The organism is Faecalibacterium sp. An122 (genome assembly GCF_002160895.1).
GTDB lineage: Bacteria > Bacillota > Clostridia > Oscillospirales > Ruminococcaceae > Faecalibacterium.
Window position 1 is genome coordinate 271168 of sequence record NZ_NFLL01000002.1, and the last position, 19773, is coordinate 290940.

20 protein-coding genes are annotated in these 19773 nt (G+C 59.5%); 3 read left to right on the plus strand and 17 right to left on the minus strand.

Translation table 11 applies throughout. The annotated features are described in order from the left end of the window. Positions 1-492: 492 nt before the first annotated feature. From B5E67_RS03150 to B5E67_RS03180, 7 genes are all read right to left on the minus strand, one after another. On the minus strand, positions 493-753 hold the full coding sequence (locus B5E67_RS03150; protein ID WP_087247191.1) for a hypothetical protein: 261 nt from the start codon (positions 751-753) through the stop codon (positions 493-495). 71 nt (positions 754-824) lie between these two features. Further along, positions 825-1271: a hypothetical protein gene (locus B5E67_RS03155; RefSeq protein ID WP_143405375.1), complete on the minus strand. Its 447-nt coding sequence runs from the start codon at positions 1269-1271 to the stop codon at positions 825-827. Between the two features lie 383 nt (positions 1272-1654). Beyond that, positions 1655-3130 (minus strand): 4-alpha-glucanotransferase, encoded by a 1476-nt coding sequence (gene malQ / locus B5E67_RS03160; RefSeq protein WP_087382783.1) that lies wholly within the window; start codon positions 3128-3130, stop codon positions 1655-1657. Positions 3131-3142: 12 nt separating this feature from the next. Beyond that, on the minus strand, positions 3143-3985 hold the full coding sequence (locus B5E67_RS03165; protein WP_087382786.1) for a carbohydrate ABC transporter permease: 843 nt from the start codon (positions 3983-3985) through the stop codon (positions 3143-3145). Then, positions 3985-4836: a sugar ABC transporter permease gene (locus B5E67_RS03170; protein ID WP_087364222.1), complete on the minus strand. Its 852-nt coding sequence runs from the start codon at positions 4834-4836 to the stop codon at positions 3985-3987. The genes B5E67_RS03165 and B5E67_RS03170 overlap by 1 nt, the downstream gene beginning before the upstream one ends. 117 nt (positions 4837-4953) lie before the next feature. Further along, positions 4954-6291: an ABC transporter substrate-binding protein gene (locus B5E67_RS03175; RefSeq protein WP_087382789.1), complete on the minus strand. Its 1338-nt coding sequence runs from the start codon at positions 6289-6291 to the stop codon at positions 4954-4956. Positions 6292-6367: 76 nt separating this feature from the next. Next, a complete protein-coding gene (locus tag B5E67_RS03180; protein ID WP_204246516.1) occupies positions 6368-7384 on the minus strand; it encodes a LacI family DNA-binding transcriptional regulator in 1017 nt (338 codons plus the stop codon). Positions 7385-7838: 454 nt separating this feature from the next. Here B5E67_RS03180 and B5E67_RS03185 point away from each other — a divergent pair, with 454 nt between their 5' ends. Beyond that, positions 7839-8543, plus strand: coding sequence for a gamma-glutamyl-gamma-aminobutyrate hydrolase family protein (locus tag B5E67_RS03185; protein WP_087382790.1), 705 nt, complete (start codon positions 7839-7841; stop codon positions 8541-8543). Between the two features lie 160 nt (positions 8544-8703). On the opposite strand, the gene B5E67_RS03190 is transcribed toward B5E67_RS03185, so the two are convergent. From B5E67_RS03190 to B5E67_RS03215, 6 genes are all read right to left on the minus strand, one after another. Continuing rightward, positions 8704-10026 (minus strand): TRAP transporter large permease, encoded by a 1323-nt coding sequence (locus B5E67_RS03190; protein WP_087382794.1) that lies wholly within the window; start codon positions 10024-10026, stop codon positions 8704-8706. A 1-nt stretch (position 10027) separates the two neighbouring features. Then, positions 10028-10549: a TRAP transporter small permease gene (locus tag B5E67_RS03195; protein WP_087247172.1), complete on the minus strand. Its 522-nt coding sequence runs from the start codon at positions 10547-10549 to the stop codon at positions 10028-10030. 81 nt (positions 10550-10630) lie between these two features. Then, positions 10631-11731 (minus strand): TRAP transporter substrate-binding protein DctP, encoded by a 1101-nt coding sequence (gene dctP / locus B5E67_RS03200; RefSeq protein WP_087382798.1) that lies wholly within the window; start codon positions 11729-11731, stop codon positions 10631-10633. A 306-nt stretch (positions 11732-12037) separates the two neighbouring features. After that, positions 12038-13063, minus strand: coding sequence for a TRAP transporter substrate-binding protein (locus B5E67_RS03205; RefSeq protein WP_242956741.1), 1026 nt, complete (start codon positions 13061-13063; stop codon positions 12038-12040). After that, entirely contained in the window at positions 13060-13860 is an 801-nt protein-coding gene (locus tag B5E67_RS03210) for a helix-turn-helix domain-containing protein (protein WP_087247168.1), read from the minus strand. Before B5E67_RS03210 ends, B5E67_RS03205 begins: the two co-directional genes overlap by 4 nt. Then, complete coding sequence (locus B5E67_RS03215; RefSeq protein ID WP_087382801.1) at positions 13853-15373, minus strand: histidine kinase; 1521 nt, start codon at positions 15371-15373, stop codon at positions 13853-13855. Before B5E67_RS03215 ends, B5E67_RS03210 begins: the two co-directional genes overlap by 8 nt. Before the next feature lie 143 nt (positions 15374-15516). Between B5E67_RS03215 and B5E67_RS03220 the strand changes: the two genes are divergently transcribed. Together B5E67_RS03220 and B5E67_RS03225 are read left to right on the plus strand one after the other, a co-directional pair. Next, the gene (locus B5E67_RS03220; protein ID WP_087382804.1) at positions 15517-16074 is read left to right on the plus strand and encodes a hypothetical protein; all 558 of its coding nucleotides are present in this window, start codon (positions 15517-15519) and stop codon (positions 16072-16074) included. 16 nt (positions 16075-16090) lie between these two features. Next, positions 16091-16435 carry a cupin domain-containing protein gene (locus tag B5E67_RS03225; RefSeq protein WP_087364207.1) on the plus strand — a complete coding sequence of 115 codons (345 nt, stop codon included), beginning with the start codon at positions 16091-16093 and terminating at the stop codon, positions 16433-16435. A gap of 203 nt (positions 16436-16638) precedes the next feature. Here the strand turns inward: B5E67_RS03225 and B5E67_RS15570 are convergent, their stop codons facing one another. The 4 genes from B5E67_RS15570 to B5E67_RS03240 form a co-directional block, all read right to left on the minus strand. After that, the gene (locus tag B5E67_RS15570) at positions 16639-16800 is read right to left on the minus strand and encodes a hypothetical protein (protein ID WP_158098842.1); all 162 of its coding nucleotides are present in this window, start codon (positions 16798-16800) and stop codon (positions 16639-16641) included. A gap of 4 nt (positions 16801-16804) precedes the next feature. Then, the gene (locus B5E67_RS03230; RefSeq protein ID WP_087382807.1) at positions 16805-17389 is read right to left on the minus strand and encodes an accessory gene regulator B family protein; all 585 of its coding nucleotides are present in this window, start codon (positions 17387-17389) and stop codon (positions 16805-16807) included. Positions 17390-17499: 110 nt separating this feature from the next. Then, a complete protein-coding gene (locus B5E67_RS03235; protein ID WP_087382810.1) occupies positions 17500-18813 on the minus strand; it encodes a GHKL domain-containing protein in 1314 nt (437 codons plus the stop codon). Continuing rightward, positions 18810-19526 carry a LytTR family DNA-binding domain-containing protein gene (locus B5E67_RS03240; RefSeq protein ID WP_087382813.1) on the minus strand — a complete coding sequence of 239 codons (717 nt, stop codon included), beginning with the start codon at positions 19524-19526 and terminating at the stop codon, positions 18810-18812. Before B5E67_RS03240 ends, B5E67_RS03235 begins: the two co-directional genes overlap by 4 nt. Positions 19527-19773 lie beyond the last annotated feature (247 nt).

Sequence of the window (19773 nt, forward strand, 5' to 3'; positions counted from 1 at the left end):
TTATACAGTGCAGGGGGCCTGTTGTCCGCGGCCCCGGCGGTTTTCGTACAATTTAATAATAAAGAATTTAGACACAAAATAACATGTATTATTGTTGCGTTTTGATGAAAAGTTGCAGAAAAACCATGTCCTGGCATTCGAGAAGGTTTTCACAAAAAAATCCGGACCTCAAAAAAGCTTTTAGCGCCTTCGTCAAATGCGGCCGGCGACAGGACGGCCCAGTGTTGGATACAGCCCTGCGGCCGGGACCGGACGGTGATATATTTTATATGGAGAAAAGCGGCGGAACAAAAAATCCGCCGCAGCGCACAGAGCGCCGCGGCGGAGCAAACCGTTTTAAGGATTGGGAAAAGAATCGGCTTCGCTCCGGGCCGCACGAAGGTCCTGGAGCGCAAAGGAAAATACAGCACAAAGGCATACACAACCAAGGGCAGCGAAAAAACTCACTGTCCAGAGAAGGAATGCTTGTCCAAGCGCAAAAACGAATAGGCGTTACAGCTGCTCGAAGAGATCGAACATACCGCCGACCAGTTCCTGGCTCAGATTGAAGACAGCGCGCACTGCGGTGAACAGCAGGGCGGGCACAAAGGTAAAGGAGATCGCAAAGACCGAGGATCCACGGTAAAAGTCGGTCAGATGCAGGCTGTCAAGGAAGTCGACAAGTGCATCTCGAACCGGGCCGCCGCCTTGGATCGTACGCTGCTCGGACGGAGTGATCTCTGCATAGTGTGCGGGCATGCGAAGATTCTGCATAGGAAAGCTCCTTTCTGTTGGAATGGGGTGGCAGGCACCGCCTGCCATGGGTTAAAGGTTAGAGGCAGTTATTACGCTGCGGCGGGCAGAGCACCCTGACTCTCAGCGGTGGCAGGAGTAAAGAACGCATCCTGGAAGGCCTTGATGAGGGGATCGATCAGAGCAGTGTAATAATAGGATGCCATGCTCAGACCATAGATACCGCCCAGCAGGCTGGCCACGCCCAGAAAAGCCCACTGAGAGCCATTCAGGGAGGAGAAGAAGTCCTTCATGAGCTTGTTGCCGGTGGTGGTCGTGGTGCCGACGAAGGCATTGGCCACCATCGAGACACCGGCGGTAAAGAACGAGCCGCCGATGAACATCAGGCCGTTGACCAGCACATTGACGCCGAACTGAATCAGCTGTTCCTGGGTGATGTTAAAGAGTGCACCACCGTCCAGATAGACCATCTCTTCCTGCGGGACAAGCGCATAGTGGGCGGGCATGGCGATCACACCCGATGAAGTTGTATATTCCATAAGTAGGGCTCCTTTCAAGGTTGGCCCCCGCAGCGGTTCGCGGGAACTGAGTTACCTGAATTATAGCATATTCATCAAAAAACAACAAGGCATCGCAGAGCTTGGTTTGGACAGGCTTTGTGAGGTTGTTGTGAAAAACACAAGCCAAAAACAACGTTCCTGCGAACATCGACTGCGAAATGTGCCCAAAACAACCCGCGAAAAAATGTTCCTTTGCAATCTTTTTGCACAAAAAGAAAAGAGCCAGCCCGGACGCGCTTTTTGGCGGTCGAGACCAATTTTTGCCTTTGCAGACGGAAACCGCCGCACAGCTCCCGGAGGAACCATGCGGCGGTTTCACATGCGCAAAATAAGGAGAAAGAAATAGAAGAAATCAGGGGAGGTTAGGTTGCAGCCGGAGCCCGGTCATACAGGCTGGTGAGCCCGGCGATGGTGTGGGCCAGATCCTGGGTCAGGACGGCGGCATCCAGCCGCCACTGCCAGTTCCCGCCCTGGGTGCTGGGGGTGTTGATGCGGGCCTCGGGGCCCAGATGGAGCCAGTCGGCCATGGGGATGACCGCCAGCGCCGACACGCTGGACAGACAGGCGCAGATCATGGCGTCAGTGAGGCCATCGGGGGTGCAGCGCAGATACCGGCAGGCGTAGTCGATGTCCTCGGGGCTGGCGGACTGCTGCCAGCCCTGGGTGGTGATGTTGTCGTGGGTGCCGGTGTAGACCACGCTGTTGGCGGTGTAGGTGTAGGGGAGGTAGTTGCCCGGCTCCCGGCTGTCAAAGGCAAACTGCATGATCTTCATGCCGGGGCAGCCGCTGGCGGCCAGCAGGGCTTTCACCTCGTCGGTCAGATAACCCAGGTCCTCGGCAATGACGGCATCCCGGCCCACGGCCTGGTGCATGGCGTCGATGAAAGCCAGGCCCGGGCCCTTGACCCATTCGCCGCCGTGGGCGGTGGTGTTGCCCGCCGGAATGGAGAAGTAGCTCTCAAACCCGCGGAAGTGGTCGATCCGCACCAGGTCGTAGATGGAGGTGGCGTGGCGCATCCGGCGCTTCCACCAGGCGAAGTCCTCGGCGGCGTGGCGTGGCCAGTCGTAGAGGGGATTGCCCCACAGCTGGCCGTCGGCCGCAAAGGAATCGGGGGGACAGCCGGCCACCCGGGTCAAATGAACCAGACCGTCGGTCTGGAACAGCTCGGGCCGGGTCCACAGGTCGCTGGAATCGGGGCTGACGTAGATGGGGATATCTCCGATGAGCCGGATGCCCTTGCCGTTGGCGTAGGCCTTGAGGGCGCCCCACTGGTGATAGAAGAAGAACTGAACCGCCTTGTAGTAGTCGCAGCGATCGGCCAGCCGGACCTGGGCCGCGGCGATGGCGTCGGGCTGGCGGCACCGCAAATCATCGGGCCAGTCGGCCAGACCGGCCTGACCCTGTTCCTCTTTGATGGCCATGAACAGGGCGTAGTCTTCCAGCCAGGAGGCCTGTTCCTCACAGAAACGCTGGTATGCAGGGGAGGGAGCAGCCAGGAGCCGCTGGGCGGCCCGGGCCAGAATGAGGGGACGCTGGTTGTACAGGGCCCCGTACTGGATGGGCCCCACCTCCTCGGCGGGGGGAAGCTCTTCCGCGGTCAGAAGCCCCTGCTGGGCCAGCAGGCCGAAGTCGATGAAGTAGGGGTTCCCGGCAAAGGCGGAAAAACTCTGGTACGGGCTGTCCCCGTAGCCGGTGGGGCCGATGGGGAGAATCTGCCAAAAGGTTTGTTTTGCCTCGGCGAGGAAATCCACGAACCGGTAAGCCTCATGGCCCAGCGTGCCGATGCCATAGGGACCGGGCAGACTGAATACCGGCATCAGGATGCCGCTTGCACGCATGAAAACTCCTCCTTAACCCTTGACGGCGCCGGCGATGACGCCCTCGATGATGTATTTCTGGCAGGCCACATACAGGATGATGATGGGGACAATGGCGATGATGATGCAGGCCATCATGGGAGCCAGCTCCACGCGGCCGTAGCCGCCGCGGAAGTACTGGATGGCCATGGGGATGGTGCGGTATTTCTTGATGTCCAGCACCAGGGTGGGCAGCAGGTAGTCGTTCCAGACCCACATGGTTTCCAGAATGGCGGTGGAGATCATGGTGGGCTTGAGGATGGGGAACACGATCTTAAAGAACAGCTGGATGGGGTTGCAGCCGTCGATCATGGCCGATTCCTCGATCTCGATGGGAACGCTCTTCATGAAGCCGGTGAACATAAAGACCGCCAGGCCGGCGCCGAAGCCCAGATAGATGATGCAGATGTTCCAGGGGGTGTTGAGCTTGAGGGTGTCGGCGGTCTTGGACAGGGTGAACATGACCATCTGGAAGGGAACCACCATCGAAAAGACGATCAGCAGGTTCATGCCCTTGGACAGGACGTTGTGAACGCGGGTCAGATACCAGCCGCACATGGAGCAGCACAGCAGGATCAGAAAGACGCTGGTGACGGTGATGACCAGGCTGTACAGGAAGCTGGACAGGAAGTTCATCTTGACGATGCCGTAGATGTAGTTGCTCAGACCGGCGAAGTTCTCAGCGGTGGGCAGGGCAAAGACGGTGGATGTGGTGAAGGTGCCCTCCACCTTCAGGCTGTTGATGAAGATCAGGACGATGGGATAGACCCACAGCAGGCAGAGGATCACCATGATGGCCGTCAGGATGTTGTTGGACAGGCGTTTGGTCTTGGACATCAGGACTGCACCTCCTTCGAACGGGTAAAGCGGAGCTGAATCAGGGAGATGGCCACCACGATCAGGAAGAAGACCACGGCCTTGGCCTGGCCGATGCCCTTCCACTGGGCGCCGCTGCGGCCGTAGAAGGTGGAGTAGATGTTCAGGGCCAGCATCTCGCTCAGGTTGGAGGGCTCGCCGCCGGTCAATGCCACGTTCTGGTCGAACAGCTTGAAGCTGTTGGTGAGGGTCAGGAAGGTGCAGATGGTGATGCTGGGCATCACCAGGGGAACCTTGATCTTAAAGAGGATTTCCCGGCCGGTGGCACCGTCGATCTTGGCGGCCTCGATCAGGTCGTTGGGCACGCTCTGGAGGCCGGCGATGTAAATGATCATCATATAGCCGATCTGCTGCCAGCACATCAGGATCACCAGGCCAATGAAGCCGTAGTGTTCGTCCAGAGCCAGCAGGGGCTTGCCCAGGTTGGCCAGGATGCCGTTGAGCAGAATCTGCCAGATGTAGCCCAGCAGGATGCCGCCGATCAGGTTGGGCATGAAGTAGACGGTGCGGAACAGGTTGGTGCCGCGGATGCCCCGGGTCAGGACCAGAGCGATGGCGAAAGCAAAGACGTTGATGAGGACGGTGGACACCACAGTGAAAGCTGCGGTGAACCAGAAGGCGTGGATGAAGGTGGAGTCCTTAAAGACCTGGATGTAGTTGTCGAAGCCCACGAAGGTGGTCTTGGACACGGTGGTGAACCGCTGGAAGGAAAGGTAAATGCCCCAGATGAACGGCCAGATAAAGCCGATGATAAAGGCCAGCAGGGTGGGCAGGACAAAAACCGGCCAGTATTTGCTGATGGTTTTCTGCATGGATGCTACCTCCTGATACAGATGAAAGGGTGCAGGGACGCAAAAAGCAGGGGCGGGCCTGCTGCTGCCCGCCCCTGCCGATGGTCCTTGCTGTCACAGCGGGCAGCCGGAGAAGGATCAGCCGTTGGCCAGCTGATACTCGGTGGCCCAGTTGTCCACGAAGGCGCTGACCACGTCGTCCCAGGTGCCGGTGCCGGCTGCATAGGCAGTCAGAGCGCTGCCCAGCATGTTCTTCCACTCCTCGGAAGGCATGGTGGAGAAGCACCAGTCAACGGGGGTCTTGCCAGCGGCGACGTATTCGTCCGAGATGGCGTTCAGGGGGTTGGTGGGAGCCTTTGCGCTCTTGAAGGGGATGACAAAGCCCATGTCGTCGGCCATGGCGGCGGTGCCTTCCTCGCTGGAGACACACCAGTGGATGAAGTCCAGCGTGGCCTGGATGTCTTCCTCAGAGGAATTGTTGTTGACGCACCAGAAGTTCTCCGAACCGGTGCACAGGCCCTGGTTCTCCTCGCCGTCGGCGCCGATGTAGATGGGGATCATGCCCAGATTGTCGTCGCCCAGATCCTTGATGTCGGTGTAGGCCCAGGTGCCGTTCTGATAGAAGACAGCCTGCTTGTTGACGAACTCAGCCACAGCGTCGTTGCCGGTCTTGCTGGCCAGGACGGTGGGGTCACAGGTGGAATCGGTGATGTACAGATCGAAAATCTGCTTGTAGTTGTCCAGATAGGTGCCCTTGATGGCGTCGGTGGAGGAGATGCCGTCGGCCTTGTACTCATAATAGATGGGCAGGTTGGCCAGATGGGTCTTGTAGCGCCAGTCAGAGGAAGCGTCCATGCCGGCGGAGGTGAAAGCGCCCTGGATGCCCAGCTCGTCCTTGCGGGCCTGGATGTCGTCGGCCACAGCCTTCAGGGTGTCAAAGCTGGTGATGTCGTCCTGGGTGTAGCCGGCGGCGGTCAGCAGCTCTTTGTTGTAGATGATGCCGTAGGTCTCGATGACGTAGGCGATGCCGGCCACGGCGTCGCCGTCCTTCAGGGCGAAGGAATCGCTGGTCAGCTCGCTGTACAGAGCCGAGCCGGACAGATCGTAGCAGTAGTCCTTCCAGTTGGCCAGACCCACGGGGCCGTTGACCTGGAACAGGGTGGGAGCCTCGCTCTTCTCCATCTCGCTCATCAGGGTGGTCTCGTACTGGTTGGCGGCGGCGGTCACGACGGTGACGGGCACGCCGGTGGACTCGGTGTACTTGGCGGCCAGGTTCTGCCAGGCCTCATCCTGTTCGGGCTTGAAGTTCAGATAGTAGACCTTGCCGCTGGCAGCAGGAGCGGTGGAACCAGCGGTGCTGGAACCGGTGGAAGCGGCGGTGGAACTGCTGGAAGAACCGCAGGCGGCCAGAACACCGGCAGCGGATACAGCACCGGCGGCCTTCAGGAAGTTGCGGCGGGAAATCATCTTTTTCATAGTTCTTCTCCTTCATCATATCGTGTGAAAGGTGTGTATGTCCGTTCTGCCCAACCCGGGCAGAAAAGAGTCGAAATCATACGGCGGAACCGCCGCGGGGCGGGCGAACGCTTTCGCCCTCCTGGATGGTGGGGGCCAGAATCACGGTCTGGGCCGGGGTGCCGTGCTCGATCTGGCGGATCAGCAGCTCCACGCACCGCAGTGCCAGCTCGCCGGTGGGCTGCACCATGGAGGCCAGAGCCGGCACGCAGTACCGGGACATGGAGATGCCGTCGAAGCCGATCACCGAGATGTCGTCGGGCACCTTGTACCCGGCGCTGGCCAGAGCACGGATGACGCCGATGGCGATGACGTCGCTCATGGCAAAGACGGCGGTGAACTGGGCCCGGCGGGCCAGCAGCCCGTTCATGGTGTTGTAGGCCGACTCAAAGCTGTAGTTGGACAGGCCGTACAGCCGGGGGTCCAGGGTGAGGCCGTTGTCCTCCATGGCCTGCTGTGCGCCCAGTCGGCGCATCTTGCTGGGATGGCTGGAAGCCGGTCCGCCGATGACGCAGATTTTCCGGTGCCCCTGGGCGATGAGGTAGGTGACGGCCTGATAGGCAGCCGCCTGGTCGTCCACACCCACCATGGACAGGTTGGGGAAGTTCAGCTCATCCGACACCACTGTGGCCAGAACGGCCGGGATGGTGATGGAATCAAAGCTCTGGCGGAAATTATCCACGTTGCCGCCCAGGAAAATCATGCCCTTGGGCTTGATTTCCCGGAGGATTTTCTCGGCGGCCTCCATCTCGTTGGCGTTTTCATCCAGATAGGAGACGATGCCGCTGTAGCCGTACAGCCCCACCACCTGCTGCAGGTGGACCAGAAAGTCGGCAAAAAACATGTTCTGAGTGCCCTTGACCACAAAGACCACGCTGCGGGACTGCTGGATTTTCAGCTGGCGGGCGTTGGTGTTGGGCACAAAGCCCACCTCCCGCATGATCCGCAGCACGTGCTCCTTGGTTTCGGGGCGGACGTCGGGGCGGTCGTTGATGACCCGGGAAATGGTGCTGACCGAGCAGCCGCTGATCCGGGCGATGTCCTTGATCGTCATGTGCAGCAGCTCCTTCCTCCGGTCGGTGTTGGTTTTGTTTGCGGGATCGTTTACGGAAACGTTACCGACAAACTTATTATGGCACACATGCCCAAAAAATGCAAGAACACACTGAAAAGTTTGTGAATATCATTCCATGGCGCAGATGGTTTTTGTGCAGTTTGAAATGACGTAAACGCAGGAAGCCCGGAAATTGCGAAAATTCCCGGTAATTGTGTGAAAATTTCGGTTTGCACCAGCTGCGCGTCTTGTACACAACGATACTATGTGAATTTTTGAGAGCGCGCCGGAGCGCTCTCCCCGGGCCTCCGGTGCCCTTCCCGGAACCGGCAAAAAGGCCGGTCCAGGGCAGGGTCTTGCCTGACCAAAGGCTTGGTGGTATACTGTCCCCAGCGGACAGCGTGGCCCCTGCGGCGCGCTGTCTTTTTTGATTGGAAAGGGAAGGTGTTCTGATATGAAAAAGCCCGTCATTGGCCTTGTGCCCATTGTGGACCCGGCGCAGAACCGCTATGGGATGACGCCGGCCTATTGCAAAGCGGTGGAGGGGGCAGGAGGGCTGCCCCTGATGCTGCCGCTGACGGCAGATTCGGACGACCTGGCCCAGCTGGTGAAGCTGTGCGATGGCATTCTGTTCACCGGCGGGCCGGATATCCACCCTGCCCGCTATGGCGAGGAGACGCTGCCCGCCTGCGGCACGATTGTCCCCGAGCGGGACGCGATGGAGGATGCCCTGCTCCAGGTGGCGCTGGCGGCGGACAAGCCGGTACTGGGCATCTGCCGGGGAATTCAGGTCCTCAATGTGACTCTGGGCGGCACCCTCTGGCAGGATCTGCCCAGCCAGTACGGCGAGACCATCGGCCACAGCCAGCCGGAGCCCTATGACCAGCCCTGCCACGCTGTGACGGTGCTGGCAGATACCCCGCTGGCGGCCCTTCTGGGAGAGGGTGAGATCGCCGTCACCAGCCGCCATCATCAGGCCATCAAAGACCTGGCAGGTCCCCTGCGGGCCATGGCCGCTTCGCCGGACGGCCTGGTGGAAGCGGTCTGGATGCCGGGCAAACGGTTTGTCTGGGGTGTTCAGTGGCACCCTGAGAGCATCTTCTCCACCAGCCCGGAGAGCCAGAAGCTATTCGCCGCCTTTGTGGAGCAGTGCAGATAAGGAGAAGGTATGGAAGGGGATTTTTATCGGATGACCTGGAATCCCCCGCAGGAATAACCCCGCAGCACAACAAAAAGGAAAAGCCGAAGGGCGGCCCTGGAAAGGACCGCTCTTCGGCTTTTGGCTTAGAGTTGAGAACAATGGGGTTCGGCCGGGAACATCAGAACCAGGCCGGAGTCACAGTGGGAACATAGCCGCACAGCTTGGGAATGAACAGGCTAATGTCGGGGATGAAGGTGATGAGCAGCAGGGCCACGATCATGCACAGATAGAAGGGCAGGGTGGCCTTGACGACGGCGCCCATGGGGCGCTTGGCCACCGCCGAACCGATGAACAGGACCGAGCCGACCGGCGGGGTCAGCAGGCCGATGCCGCAGTTGAGCATGACGATGATGCCGAACTGGATGGGGTCGATGCCGATGGAGGTGGCGATGGGCAGCAGGATGGGGGTGGCGATCAGGATGATGGGGGCCATATCCATGATGCAGCCCAGGAACAGCAGGATCAGGTTGATGAGCAGGGCCAGCAGGATCGGGTTATCGGTCACGCTGGTGATGGCGTTGGCCGCCAGATCGGGCACATGCAGGGCGGTCATGCAGTAGCCGAACACGTTGGAGGTGGCGATCAGGATCAGGACGATGGACAGGGTGTGGACGGCGCTGTCCAGCTCTTTCCAGACGCCCTTGAGGTCGAGGCCCTTGTAGACAAAGAGGGCGACGAACAGGGAGTAGAAGACGGCGATGGCGGCGGACTCGGTGGCGGTGAACCAGCCGGCGGCCACGCCGACCACGACGATGATGATGGCGCCGGCCGCCCAGATGGACTGGCCCAGCTGGCGGATCAGGTTCTTGATGCTGAACTTGTCGCCGCGGGGATAGTTGTTTTTGACGGACAGGATGTAGACGCCCACCATCAGGCTGACGGCCAGGACGCCGCCGGGAAGGTAGCCGGCCAGGAAGAGGCTGCCGACCGAGATGCCGCCGGCGGTGGTGGCGTAGATGACCATGTTGTGGCTCGGGGGCACCAGAATGCCCTCGACCGACGAGGTGATGGTGATGGCGGTGGAGAAGTCGGCGTCATAGCCCTGGTCCACCATCATGGGGATGAGGATGGCGCCGAGGGAGGCGGTGTCGGCCGCGGCCGAGCCCGAAATGCCGCCGAAGAAGTAGGAGTCCAGAACGTTGACCATGCCCAGGCCGCCGCGCATCCAGCCGACGCAGGCGTTGGCCAGCGCGACCAGTTTATCGGACAGGCCGCCCGACCCCATCAGCATACCCATGGTGATAAAGAAGGGGACGGCCATCAGGCTGTAAGAGCTGATGCCCTTGACCATCTGCTGGCAGACGGTGGCCAGACTCAGGCCCTGATACATCAGGCAGAAGATCGAGGACAGCGCCACCGAATAGGCGATCGGGAAGCGCAGCAGGATCATGACCAGGAACGAGACCAGTAGGATCGCAATAGCGGGTACGTTAACTGCCATATCACACTTCCTCCTTCAGGCAGATGCCGCGGATCTCCTCATAGATGCACTCCAGCTCAAAGACGATCATGGCGATGCCGGCCAGGGGCACCGGGAAGTACATCCAGAAACGGGAAACGTTGGGCATCGAGACATAGGTGCCGCGGGCGCCGATGGTGGTGGCGTACTGCAGGCCGACCACCAGCATGACAATGCCCAGGACCAGAACGGCCACGTCGGCCAGGATGTTCAGGAAGTGGAGCATCGGCTTGGGAATATAGCGGTCGAACGCATCCATCCGGATGTGCTCTTTATGGCGGATGGCGATGGCCGCCGACAGAACGGCCATGTAGCTCATCAGGGTCAGGACGACCTCTTCGGTCCAGGACGGCGAGGTGATAAACGGGATATAGCGGCCCAGCACCGAATAGCCGGTGATGATGATATCCGCGATCAGCAGCAGCTTGCAGATGGTCATGACGATCTTGTCGGTCACGTCGTAGATCGGGCGCAGCTTATCCATGGCTGCAAAGAATGCTTTCATCAGGATTCCCCCTTTGCTCAAAATACGCGGGGCGGCATTGAACGGGCCGCCCCGCCCGCATCATTTGGGCGCAGGCTCCGGTCAGGCCATGTCGACCAGCTGCTGATACAGGTCCTCCAGGCCCTTGGTGTTGTCGGTGATGACCTGGGCGCAGGCTTCCTGCCACTCGGTCTTGTCGGGGACGTCGACCACGTTGCAGCCCTCGGCTTTCAGCTCTTCCAGGACGCGGTTCTCCTCGTCCTCGGACAGGCTGGCGTTGAACTCCTGAGCGTACTTGCCGGCCTCCGTGATGCAGGCCTGCTGGTTGGCGGTCAGCTTGGCCCATGCGTTATCGGTGATGACAACCTGCACGGCGCCCAGGGTGTGGCCGTCCAGGATCAGGTTGTTGGCCACTTCGGGGAAGGCGTTGGAAGCGTAGTTGGCGATGGGCTGCTCGGCGCCGTCCACAACGCCGGTCTGCAGCGCGGAGTACAGCTCGTTGAAGGAGACGACGGTGGGGGTGGCGCCCAGACCCTCGACCAGGCCGTTCATGACGGGGTCATTGGAGACGCGCAGCTTCATGCCGGCCAGGTCGGCGATGCCGGCCACCGGATCGACGGTGAAGAAGTGGCGGAAGCCCTCCTCGCCGTAGAAGACGCCGCGGACGGGCAGGCCCAGCTCCTGGGGCTCGTTCAGGAAGTCGGGGGCGAGGTCGGAGTTGGCGAAGTTCCACCAGTGCTCGCGGGAGACAAAGGTATAAGGCAGGCTGAGCAGCATCGACTTCTGGCAGCCGTAGCTGGTCAGCGCGAAAGCCGAGATACGGGACAGGTCGATGGTGTCGCCGCCGGCCAGGATGTTGTCCAGGACGTCGTTTTCCGAGCCGAGCACGCCCGAAGCCTGCAGGTCGATGGTGATGGACCCGCCGGACAGCTCCTCAACCTTCTCCTTGAAAGCGGTAGCAGTCTGGCCGACGATGGTGTCCAGAGGGTTGACCTCAGCGTAAACCAGGGTGACAGCGGGATCGCTGGCGGCTGCAGCAGCGTCGCCGGCAGCTGCCGAGGAAGCAGTGCTGGTGGCCTGGGATGCAGCGGTGGAGCTGCTGGAAGAACCGCAGGCAGCCAGAACGCTGGCGGCGCCCACGATGCCTGCACCCTTCAGAAAGGAGCGGCGGCTGATGGCACGATGCTCAAAATTGGATTTCATAGTTGTTTTCCTCCCTTTATGTTTCCTTCTCAGGATGGGAACGGCATTTACAGGTTTTGCCGGCTCCCATCACCGCGCAGATGCACGCGGCGGCCAATCCAGTCAGTGACTTCAATTTAATATTTTCTTCATGAATCTGCAAGGGGTTTGAAAAAATATACTGGTTTTTGAAAGGAATTGCGAATGCTTTTTGTGCTTATTTTCTATTTTTGGCTCAACTTTTTGTACAAAACAGGAAAACCGGGCTGCCCTTGGGCAGCCCGGCTGGTACAATCTTTTTCAGCTTTCCGATGCGGGAAGAACCGCTCAGGCGGCCTCCTGAATCTTGCGGATGATCTTCTCCTGGTCGGCGTATTCCTCGTAGATGGGGGCCACCGCCTCCCGGAAGCGGCGCAGTTCGGCGTCGGACAAAGAGGTCACCGTCACGCCGGCCTCCCGCATCTTGGCCTCCGACTCGGCCTCGGCCTGTTTCCACAGTTCCCGCTCCAGCAGCCCCGCCTGGCGGGCGCAGTCCTCCACAATGGAAGGGTAGGAGGGGTCCAGGTCGGCCAGCTTCTTCATGGCCTCGGCGCTGGCCAGCATCAGTTCGGGAATGCGGGTGTGGCCGTCCAGCAGCATATACTTGGCCACCTCGTAGTGGCCGGTATAGTCGTAGCTGGGCCAGTTGTTTTCGGCTCCGTCGATGTCCTCCTTGGCCAGGGTGCTGTAGACGTCGTCGTAGGCCAGACGCACCGGAACCGCCCCCAGATCCTGGATGATCTCCTCCATCAGGCTGGATTCCGCCACCCGGATGTACAGGCCCTTCAGGTCGTCCAGACTGGTCACCGGCTCGTTGGTGTAAAAATGCCGGATGCCCGCGTCAAACCAGGTCAGGGCGGTCAGGCCGATGGAGTCCTGAATGGAGGCCAGAAAGGTCTCCCCGATGGGGCCGTCCAGCACCCGCCACATGTGGTCGCTGTCCTTATAGAGGAAGGGGAGCTGCAGGACGTACAGTTCCGGCATGAATTCACCCAGGGACATGACCGAAATGCGGGAAAAGTCGATGCCGCCATATTCCATTTGCTCCACCACGCTGTCCTCGCTGCCCAGAACGCCGTCGCTGTAGACCCGGATCTGGACCCGGCCGCCGGTTTTCTCCTCCACCAGATCGGCAAAGGCGTAGGCGGCCTCGGTGGTGGGGTAGCCCTCGGGCTGGTTTTCGGCGTAGCGCAGGATCAGATCAGGCATGTCCTTGGCGTCGGCGGCAGGGTCCGGCGTGGTGATGGCCAGTACCAGGCCAAAGAGAAGGACCGCCGCAATGGCCAGCAGCGCCAAATGCCACCGCCGCATCATGGAGCCTGCTCCTTGTGGCGGCGGGCGGCCTCCCGCCGGTACTGGGTGGGGGTCAGGCCGGTCTTTTTCTTGAAAGCCCGGGCAAAATAGCTGGCGTCCTCATAGCCTACCATGCCGGCCACCTCGGCGGTGGGGCGCAGCGGGTCGGTCAGCAGCTCACAGGCCGCCTGGATGCGCACCTCGGTGAGGTAATCCAGAAAGCCGATGTGCTGATATTTTTTGAACTGGGTGGACAGATAGGCCGGGCTGATGGACAGGATGTCGGCCACGCTGTCCAGGGACAGCTCGTACATGTAATTCTCCCGCAGGTATTTCTTCACCTGGGCCATCAGCTGGCCCATCTGGGTGTTCTGGACGTCGCTGTCCTCGTCCTCGGGGGTCTGTTCCACCGCTGCCGGCGCCAGATCCGTCAGCCGCCGCTCCACCTCAATCTGGGACAGAGCCCGCCGGATGGCGGCCTCGGCCTCGTCGGGCACCACCGGCTTGAGGATGTAGCCGCAGGCCCCCAGCCGCATGGCCTCGTAGGCGTACTGGAACAGGCCGTAGGCCGTCACAAAAATGATTTTGCACCCGGGCAGCCGGGCCAGAATGGTCCGGGCCGCATCCAGTCCGTTGACGCCCGGCATTTCAATGTCCATCAGGATCAGTTCAGCCCCCAGAAGCAGGGCTGTGTCCACCGCCCGGCGGCCGTTGTCGGCGGTGTGGATTTCCACCTCGTGCTCAAAGCGGCGGGATACCAGGTCGGCCAGGACTTCCCGCTCCATCGCCTCGTCGTCGGCGATCAGGATTTTATACATCGTCGCGCTCCTCCTCCGGTTCGATCAAGGGCAAAAACAGCACCGCCCGGGTGCCGTGGCTGGGGGATGTGTGCAGGTACAGGCGGCCCGGCGGGTCCAGCAGCCGCAGCCGGGCGGCCACGTTGCTCAACCCGATGTGCTCGCCCGTCTCGGGCACTTCGTGCAGCCGGCCCCGCACTTTCTGCAGGGCGGCGCGGTCCATTCCCACGCCGTCGTCCCGCACCGCAATGTACAGCAGACGGTACCGGGGCAGACGCCGGATCACGATTTGCACCGTGCCGCCGGTTTCCCGCGGAATGATGCCGTGTTTGAAGGCGTTTTCCACCAGCGGCTGGACAATGAAGGACGGGACCATGGTTTCGGTCAGGTCGATGTCGTCGGCTATGTGCCAGGTCAGATGCACCCGGTCCCCGAACCGCACATGGTAGATGGCGAAAAATTCCTCGATGATGCGCACCTCGCGGGAGAGGGGAACCTGCAAATCATTGCTGGCCAGACTGTACCGCAGCAGCTGGGACAGGGCAGTGATCAGGGTGCGGGTGCGGGGGGCCTTTTCTTCGTCCGAAACCCGCAGAATGACGCCCAAAGTGTTGAACAGGAAATGCGGGTCGATCTGGCTGCGCAGATGCTGCAGCCGGGCCCGCTCCACTGTGTTCTGCAGCTCCAGGGCCTCGGTTTCCCGGCGGTGGAGCTGGCGCTCAATCTCGTTTTTCTCCTGCAGGGTCTTGACCTGCCGGTCCATGGAGTGCTTCATCCAGTTGAACGCGCCGGCCAGCTGGCCGATCTCGTCGCCCGCCTGGGCCACCACCACGTCGGGGGTGTCAAAGTCGCCCTGGCCGATGGCCCGGGAGGCCACAATCATCTGCTGGACCGGGTCCAGCAGCCGCAGCACCGAATACACCACCAGCGCGCCAAAGGCCAGGCAGAGCAGGGAAGCCACCGTCTGCATGGCCTTGATCTGTTCGTTTTGGGCCGAGAGAAGGGTGTAGGTGCTCTGGCCCTCGCTGATGGCGGTCTGGAGCAGCTGGCCGGTGTACTGCTGCAGATAGTGCCCGCAAACTGCAATTTCGGTGTAATATAAGCTGGCCGCCGCGATGGCGTCGCCGGTCTTGAGCAGGGCGGCCATCCGGTCCATCAGGACATCGTAGTTGGCGTAGGTGGTGCGTACCGCCTGGGCCAGAAGGTATTGTTCCTCGCCCACCTCGGCCAGGTCGCCGTCGATGTGCCGCAGCCAGGCGTCCGCCGTGGTGGAGCCGCTCTGAAGCACCTGGGCCAGGGCGGTGAGGTCGCCGTTTTCCCAGCGGAAACTCTCCAGCGCCGTGAGCTGACTCTCGATGCCGCTGGAAAACTGGCTGATGGAATGGAAGTTGCCGGTCTGACGGTCCAGCTGGTCCAGAATCACGTTGGACTGATAGTGATTGACATAGAGCTGCACCAGCAGCGCTGCGAAAAATGCCGCGAAGAACAGCAGGATTCGCCCTTTCAGGGAGATGTGCCGCTGGAACCAGTGCATGGGGCGCCTCCTTTGTTAAATGATGTTTTATTATACAATACCGTCAAAAAATCTGCAAGCCCAATCAAAATGCCCGGTCTGCCTTGCAGCCGGGCCGGTGAAATGGTATCATAAAAGAAAACAAAGACCCCGGAGGTAACCCTATGTCTGGCAAAAATACCGTCCTGTCGGTCCCGGTCCAGCTGGATACGGGCATGTTTCGTGATTTCGCCTTGTTCGATGTGCTCCAGCGCCAGAAACGGTGGAAGCGGCCCCTGCTTTTTGCAGTGCTTATGCTGGCTTTTGCGGCCATCTGCTTCAGTCAGGTGGGCGTGCGGGAAGGCGCGGCCCTGCTGGGCGGCGTCCTCACGGCGGTGGCTCTGGGCCTGCCGCTGGTGTATTTTGGGATGTTCTTCCGCTCGGTGAGCCTGCAGGCCAAAAAGATGGGCCTGTCCACCCCCAAGTCGGTGTACCGTGTGGAGCTGGGCCCCGACGGCGTCGGCATGTGGCCGGCGGGCCAGCAGGACAAGGCCCAGCCCGCTGCCTCCCACGACTGGGAGAGCGTGTACGGCGCCTGGCGCACCGCCCAGGCCGTCTATCTTTACATCAACGCCACCCATGCCTATCTGCTGCCGGCGGAGGAAATCCCCGGCGGGACGGACGCGGCCTGGACTCTGCTGGGCGAACATCTGCCCGCAGAAAAATTGCACGTAACCCGCTGAAAAGGAGGCTTTTGCCATGGAAAAACAGCATCAAAACCAGGTGTGGGTTCCCCACAGTGAAACCCTGCCCGAACCCGCAGGGGAGGGGGTCACCCGCCGCGTGCTGGCCTACGGCCCCGAGCTGATGTGTGTGGAGAACACCTTTGCCGAGGGCGCAGTGGGGGCACTCCACAGCCACCCCCACACCCAGATCACCTATGTGGTGTCGGGCCGCTTCCGGTTCACCATCGGGGATACCACCCGGGAAGTGGGCCCCGGCGACACCATGCTAAAACAGGACGGAGTGCGCCACGGCTGCGTCTGCCTGGAGCCAGGCATCCTGCTGGATATCTTCACCCCCATGCGGGAGGACTTTGTCTGACCCGGGGTCTTTGCCTGAACGAAAAAACCGAGAGCCGCAGCGTTTGCCGCTGCGGCTCTCTTTGCGTGCCAGGGTCCTGCTTTTGGCCGAATGACGCGAAAAAAGGCAGCAAGCAGGCGCCCGTGCGGATGCAGGGCGCCTGCTTGCTGCCCTTTCGGACAGACCAAAAGAATCTATATTGGAAGCTTTAGAAGATGTCGTTCTTACTGCTCGTCCTTGTCAACGGGCTTTTCTTCTGCGGCATGCTCGCAGACGGGACGCTCGGGCTGATAGATGATGCCTGCACAGCTGGGAGGCCAACCAAACCGCTCCTCAATGATGAACTGGGACAGCAATTTCTTGCCTGCATTTTCCAGGTGATTCATACACTTAACCTCCATACATCTTTTGCTTGAGTTGTTCAATCCATACAAGCAGCACACTGATTAAAACGCTGTAAAAGCTGAAAACCAGGACCTGCCGTATTCCCAGAATGAAAGTAACGCCCTGCACCAGCAAAACGCCGAGGAGAATCCCGTTTTTCTTCCGGATATTCGCCTGAACTACCTCCGTCTCAAAATGCAGCTGCGGGGGATAAATCGGAGGGAGCAGGAACGCGATGGCCAGCACCGCCAGATCCAAACCCCATACGGCGTATGGGCTCGCATGCAGCAGGGCGGGCCCCAGCAGAAACAAGACCAGCAGGGTCATGGCTGTGGTCATGGACAGACAGAGCCAGGCATAGGGCGCATGCCACCCGCCGATGCGGCTGCGCAGTAGGTACAGGGGCAGCATAAAGACCCAGACGTTCACAAACTGACCGGACAAAATAGAGCAAACCAGAAGAATCAGAAGAAAACAGACCTGAAGCAGCTTCTTTTCCACTACATACAGGCACCAGGGAGCATTGCTTTCTTCCACCCAGTTGCGGGCTACAAAATACGCTGTAATGCGGGATGAAATCGTATGCAGCATAAGGTGCCCTCTTTCTTTTTTACAAATTTACCATATTTTCTCCGTGAGGTGTGAGTTATGCAGTGAGATAGGCGTTTTTTGCAGTGAAACAGGAGAAATGAGCTGAAAAGTCAGGGGATCTGTGCGGAAAAGCAGAACATCCGGTCGGATTCCCGGTAGGAAAAGGCGAAAACCGCGCCCGACTGGTTCAGGATGTTCATGACCGTCCGCAGGCCGTAGCCGTGTTCCTTTGAGCGGTAGGGAGAGACCACCACCTGGTTGTCCAGTATTTTGACGGGAACGGCGGTGGTGTTTTCGATGTACAGAAAGCTGCCGTCCTCGGTGACCTGCATTTTGACGGTGATGGTCCGGGGCTGGCCCTCCGGGATTTTATCACAGGCCTCGATGGCGTTGTCGATCAGATTGGAGAGGAGCACCACCAGATAGGTGTCGTCCAGGGAAAAACAGGTCAGGTCATCCAGCTGCATGGAAAATTCGATGTCCTTCTCCCGGGCCAGACTGTATTTCTGGCTGAACAGAACATCCGCCACCTGCCGGCCGGTTTTCACGATCAAGGGGCTTTTGGTGCTGGTCTGCAGGAGGGACTGGACGTAGGACAGCAGCTTGCTGTCCGGGGCTTCGTGTTCCGCCAGGCCGCAGATCACCGACAGCTGATTCTGGAAGTCGTGGGTCATCTTGCGCTGGCTCCGGTATGCGTCCGACCAGGCCGCAATGACTTCGTTTTGGGCCTTGATGTTGTGCTGTAAGATGATGTTGTCCTGGCGGAGCTGCTCCTGCTGGTTCAGGTGACTCAGGAAGGCCACGGCGAACAGATTCATGGCCAGAAGCCCGACGGTGCACAGCAGCAGCTCTTTGGCCACAAAGGGGACGGTGCAGTAAATGCGCCACAGAAAAATGGCAATGGACAGGGACATGGCGGGGAAGATAAATATTTTCAGCCAGTTTTGCCAGGTGGTGTTGTCAAACTGGAAATGACGCCGGACAAACACCCGGAACCCCATGACGGCAAACAGGTCTAGCAGTTTGGCGAAATAGCCGAACAGATAGTATGCGTAGGGGTCCTGGAACTGGGGATGAAGATGGACGCCCGACAGAAACGAGAGGCCAAGGATGAACAGATTGTCCGCCACCGTTATAAAGGAAAGAAACAGGGTGGAAGCTACGGCGCTTTTGACCAGCGACGCGGAAAACGTCTTGTAAATCCATACGGTATCTATGCAGGCCAGCACGGATATTTTTAGAAAGGTGTTCCAGTCCGAAAAGGCCAGGCCGATGCTGTTGAGCAGCACCAAAAACAGAACCGAAAGGACGAACGGAACGCCCTGAAATTTCTTGGTAAAAAAGATCTCGCACAAAAATACCAGAGAGATATTTTCGGTGAAAATCAGGAAGATGTTCAGCAGGTTGTAGATCAGCTCATTCATAGACGACTGCCCTTCCACATGAGGTATTGACTGCAGATGTCGCGGTAGCTGCTTTCGGATACTTTTAATACTTCGCCGTTGCGGAGTTTGACCTGATAATTGGCCAGCCGGCTGATGTAGCACATGTTCACCAAGAAGCTTTTGTGCAGGCGGACAAACCCTTTGTCCTGCAATTTCTTTTCATAGTCGCCCAGCTTTCCGAGGCACTCCAGATGGGGCCCCGGCGACGAAACCCGATGGAGCAGAACCCGCCGGTAGGAAGTGCCCTCAAAGTATAAAATATCCTTCAGAGCAATTTCGGTGGTGGAGTCTTTCAGCTCCACCAGAAGGGTCTCGGTGTCCTCAAACAGCTTGTCCTGAATGGCGTCCAGACAGGCGTCGATTTCTTTGACGTATTGGTTTTTCATGATGTAGCGGAAGGCATTGACCTTGTAGCCGGTGGGCGCATACTGGATGTATGCGGTGACAAAAACCAGGATGATGTCGGGATAGCGCTGGCGGAGCTGGCAGGCCACCTCGATGCCGTTGATTTCGGGCATGTCAATGTCAAGAAAGGCCACCTGTACGTCGGAAAGATCCTCGTTCAGCACCATTTGGGGAGAGGAGAAAATCCGGCAGCTGAGGGGCCAGTCCCGCCTGGCACATCCTGTGCTGATCTGGTCGTACAGCTCTCCGGCAAAGACGGCGTCGTCATCGAGAATTATGATTTTCATGGTGGATCTTTCCTTTCTGTTTTGATTCTGGACCGGTCTGGTTTTGAAGCGCCGGCAAAATAAAAATGTGCTTTTTCGCGGCGGGCAGGCCCCTTGCACGCGGGGACGGTTCTGCTTATGCGGCCATGCGAAAAAGAACGGGCTGTTTGGGCGGCCCGACGGAATTCAAAACCCAATTTAACATACAGCTTAAACCCTCGTTTTGTCAATATTTTTGCAATTCTGCTGATCTTTAACGCAAATTGCC

What these genes read in the sequence shown, in the direction of transcription:
- B5E67_RS03150 (WP_087247191.1), bottom strand. Translation starts at nt 753, where the DNA reads ATGCAGAATCTTCGCATGCCCGCACACTATGCAGAGATCACTCCGTCC.
- B5E67_RS03155 (WP_143405375.1), bottom strand. Translation starts at nt 1,271, where the DNA reads ATGGAATATACAACTTCATCGGGTGTGATCGCCATGCCCGCCCACTAT.
- malQ (WP_087382783.1), bottom strand. Translation starts at nt 3,130, where the DNA reads ATGCGTGCAAGCGGCATCCTGATGCCGGTATTCAGTCTGCCCGGTCCC.
- B5E67_RS03165 (WP_087382786.1), bottom strand. Translation starts at nt 3,985, where the DNA reads ATGTCCAAGACCAAACGCCTGTCCAACAACATCCTGACGGCCATCATG.
- B5E67_RS03170 (WP_087364222.1), bottom strand. Translation starts at nt 4,836, where the DNA reads ATGCAGAAAACCATCAGCAAATACTGGCCGGTTTTTGTCCTGCCCACC.
- B5E67_RS03175 (WP_087382789.1), bottom strand. Translation starts at nt 6,291, where the DNA reads ATGAAAAAGATGATTTCCCGCCGCAACTTCCTGAAGGCCGCCGGTGCT.
- B5E67_RS03180 (WP_204246516.1), bottom strand. Translation starts at nt 7,384, where the DNA reads ATGACGATCAAGGACATCGCCCGGATCAGCGGCTGCTCGGTCAGCACC.
- B5E67_RS03185 (WP_087382790.1), top strand. Translation starts at nt 7,839, where the DNA reads ATGAAAAAGCCCGTCATTGGCCTTGTGCCCATTGTGGACCCGGCGCAG.
- B5E67_RS03190 (WP_087382794.1), bottom strand. Translation starts at nt 10,026, where the DNA reads ATGGCAGTTAACGTACCCGCTATTGCGATCCTACTGGTCTCGTTCCTG.
- B5E67_RS03195 (WP_087247172.1), bottom strand. Translation starts at nt 10,549, where the DNA reads ATGAAAGCATTCTTTGCAGCCATGGATAAGCTGCGCCCGATCTACGAC.
- dctP (WP_087382798.1), bottom strand. Translation starts at nt 11,731, where the DNA reads ATGAAATCCAATTTTGAGCATCGTGCCATCAGCCGCCGCTCCTTTCTG.
- B5E67_RS03205 (WP_242956741.1), bottom strand. Translation starts at nt 13,063, where the DNA reads ATGATGCGGCGGTGGCATTTGGCGCTGCTGGCCATTGCGGCGGTCCTT.
- B5E67_RS03210 (WP_087247168.1), bottom strand. Translation starts at nt 13,860, where the DNA reads ATGTATAAAATCCTGATCGCCGACGACGAGGCGATGGAGCGGGAAGTC.
- B5E67_RS03215 (WP_087382801.1), bottom strand. Translation starts at nt 15,373, where the DNA reads ATGCACTGGTTCCAGCGGCACATCTCCCTGAAAGGGCGAATCCTGCTG.
- B5E67_RS03220 (WP_087382804.1), top strand. Translation starts at nt 15,517, where the DNA reads ATGTCTGGCAAAAATACCGTCCTGTCGGTCCCGGTCCAGCTGGATACG.
- B5E67_RS03225 (WP_087364207.1), top strand. Translation starts at nt 16,091, where the DNA reads ATGGAAAAACAGCATCAAAACCAGGTGTGGGTTCCCCACAGTGAAACC.
- B5E67_RS15570 (WP_158098842.1), bottom strand. Translation starts at nt 16,800, where the DNA reads ATGAATCACCTGGAAAATGCAGGCAAGAAATTGCTGTCCCAGTTCATC.
- B5E67_RS03230 (WP_087382807.1), bottom strand. Translation starts at nt 17,389, where the DNA reads ATGCTGCATACGATTTCATCCCGCATTACAGCGTATTTTGTAGCCCGC.
- B5E67_RS03235 (WP_087382810.1), bottom strand. Translation starts at nt 18,813, where the DNA reads ATGAATGAGCTGATCTACAACCTGCTGAACATCTTCCTGATTTTCACC.
- B5E67_RS03240 (WP_087382813.1), bottom strand. Translation starts at nt 19,526, where the DNA reads ATGAAAATCATAATTCTCGATGACGACGCCGTCTTTGCCGGAGAGCTG.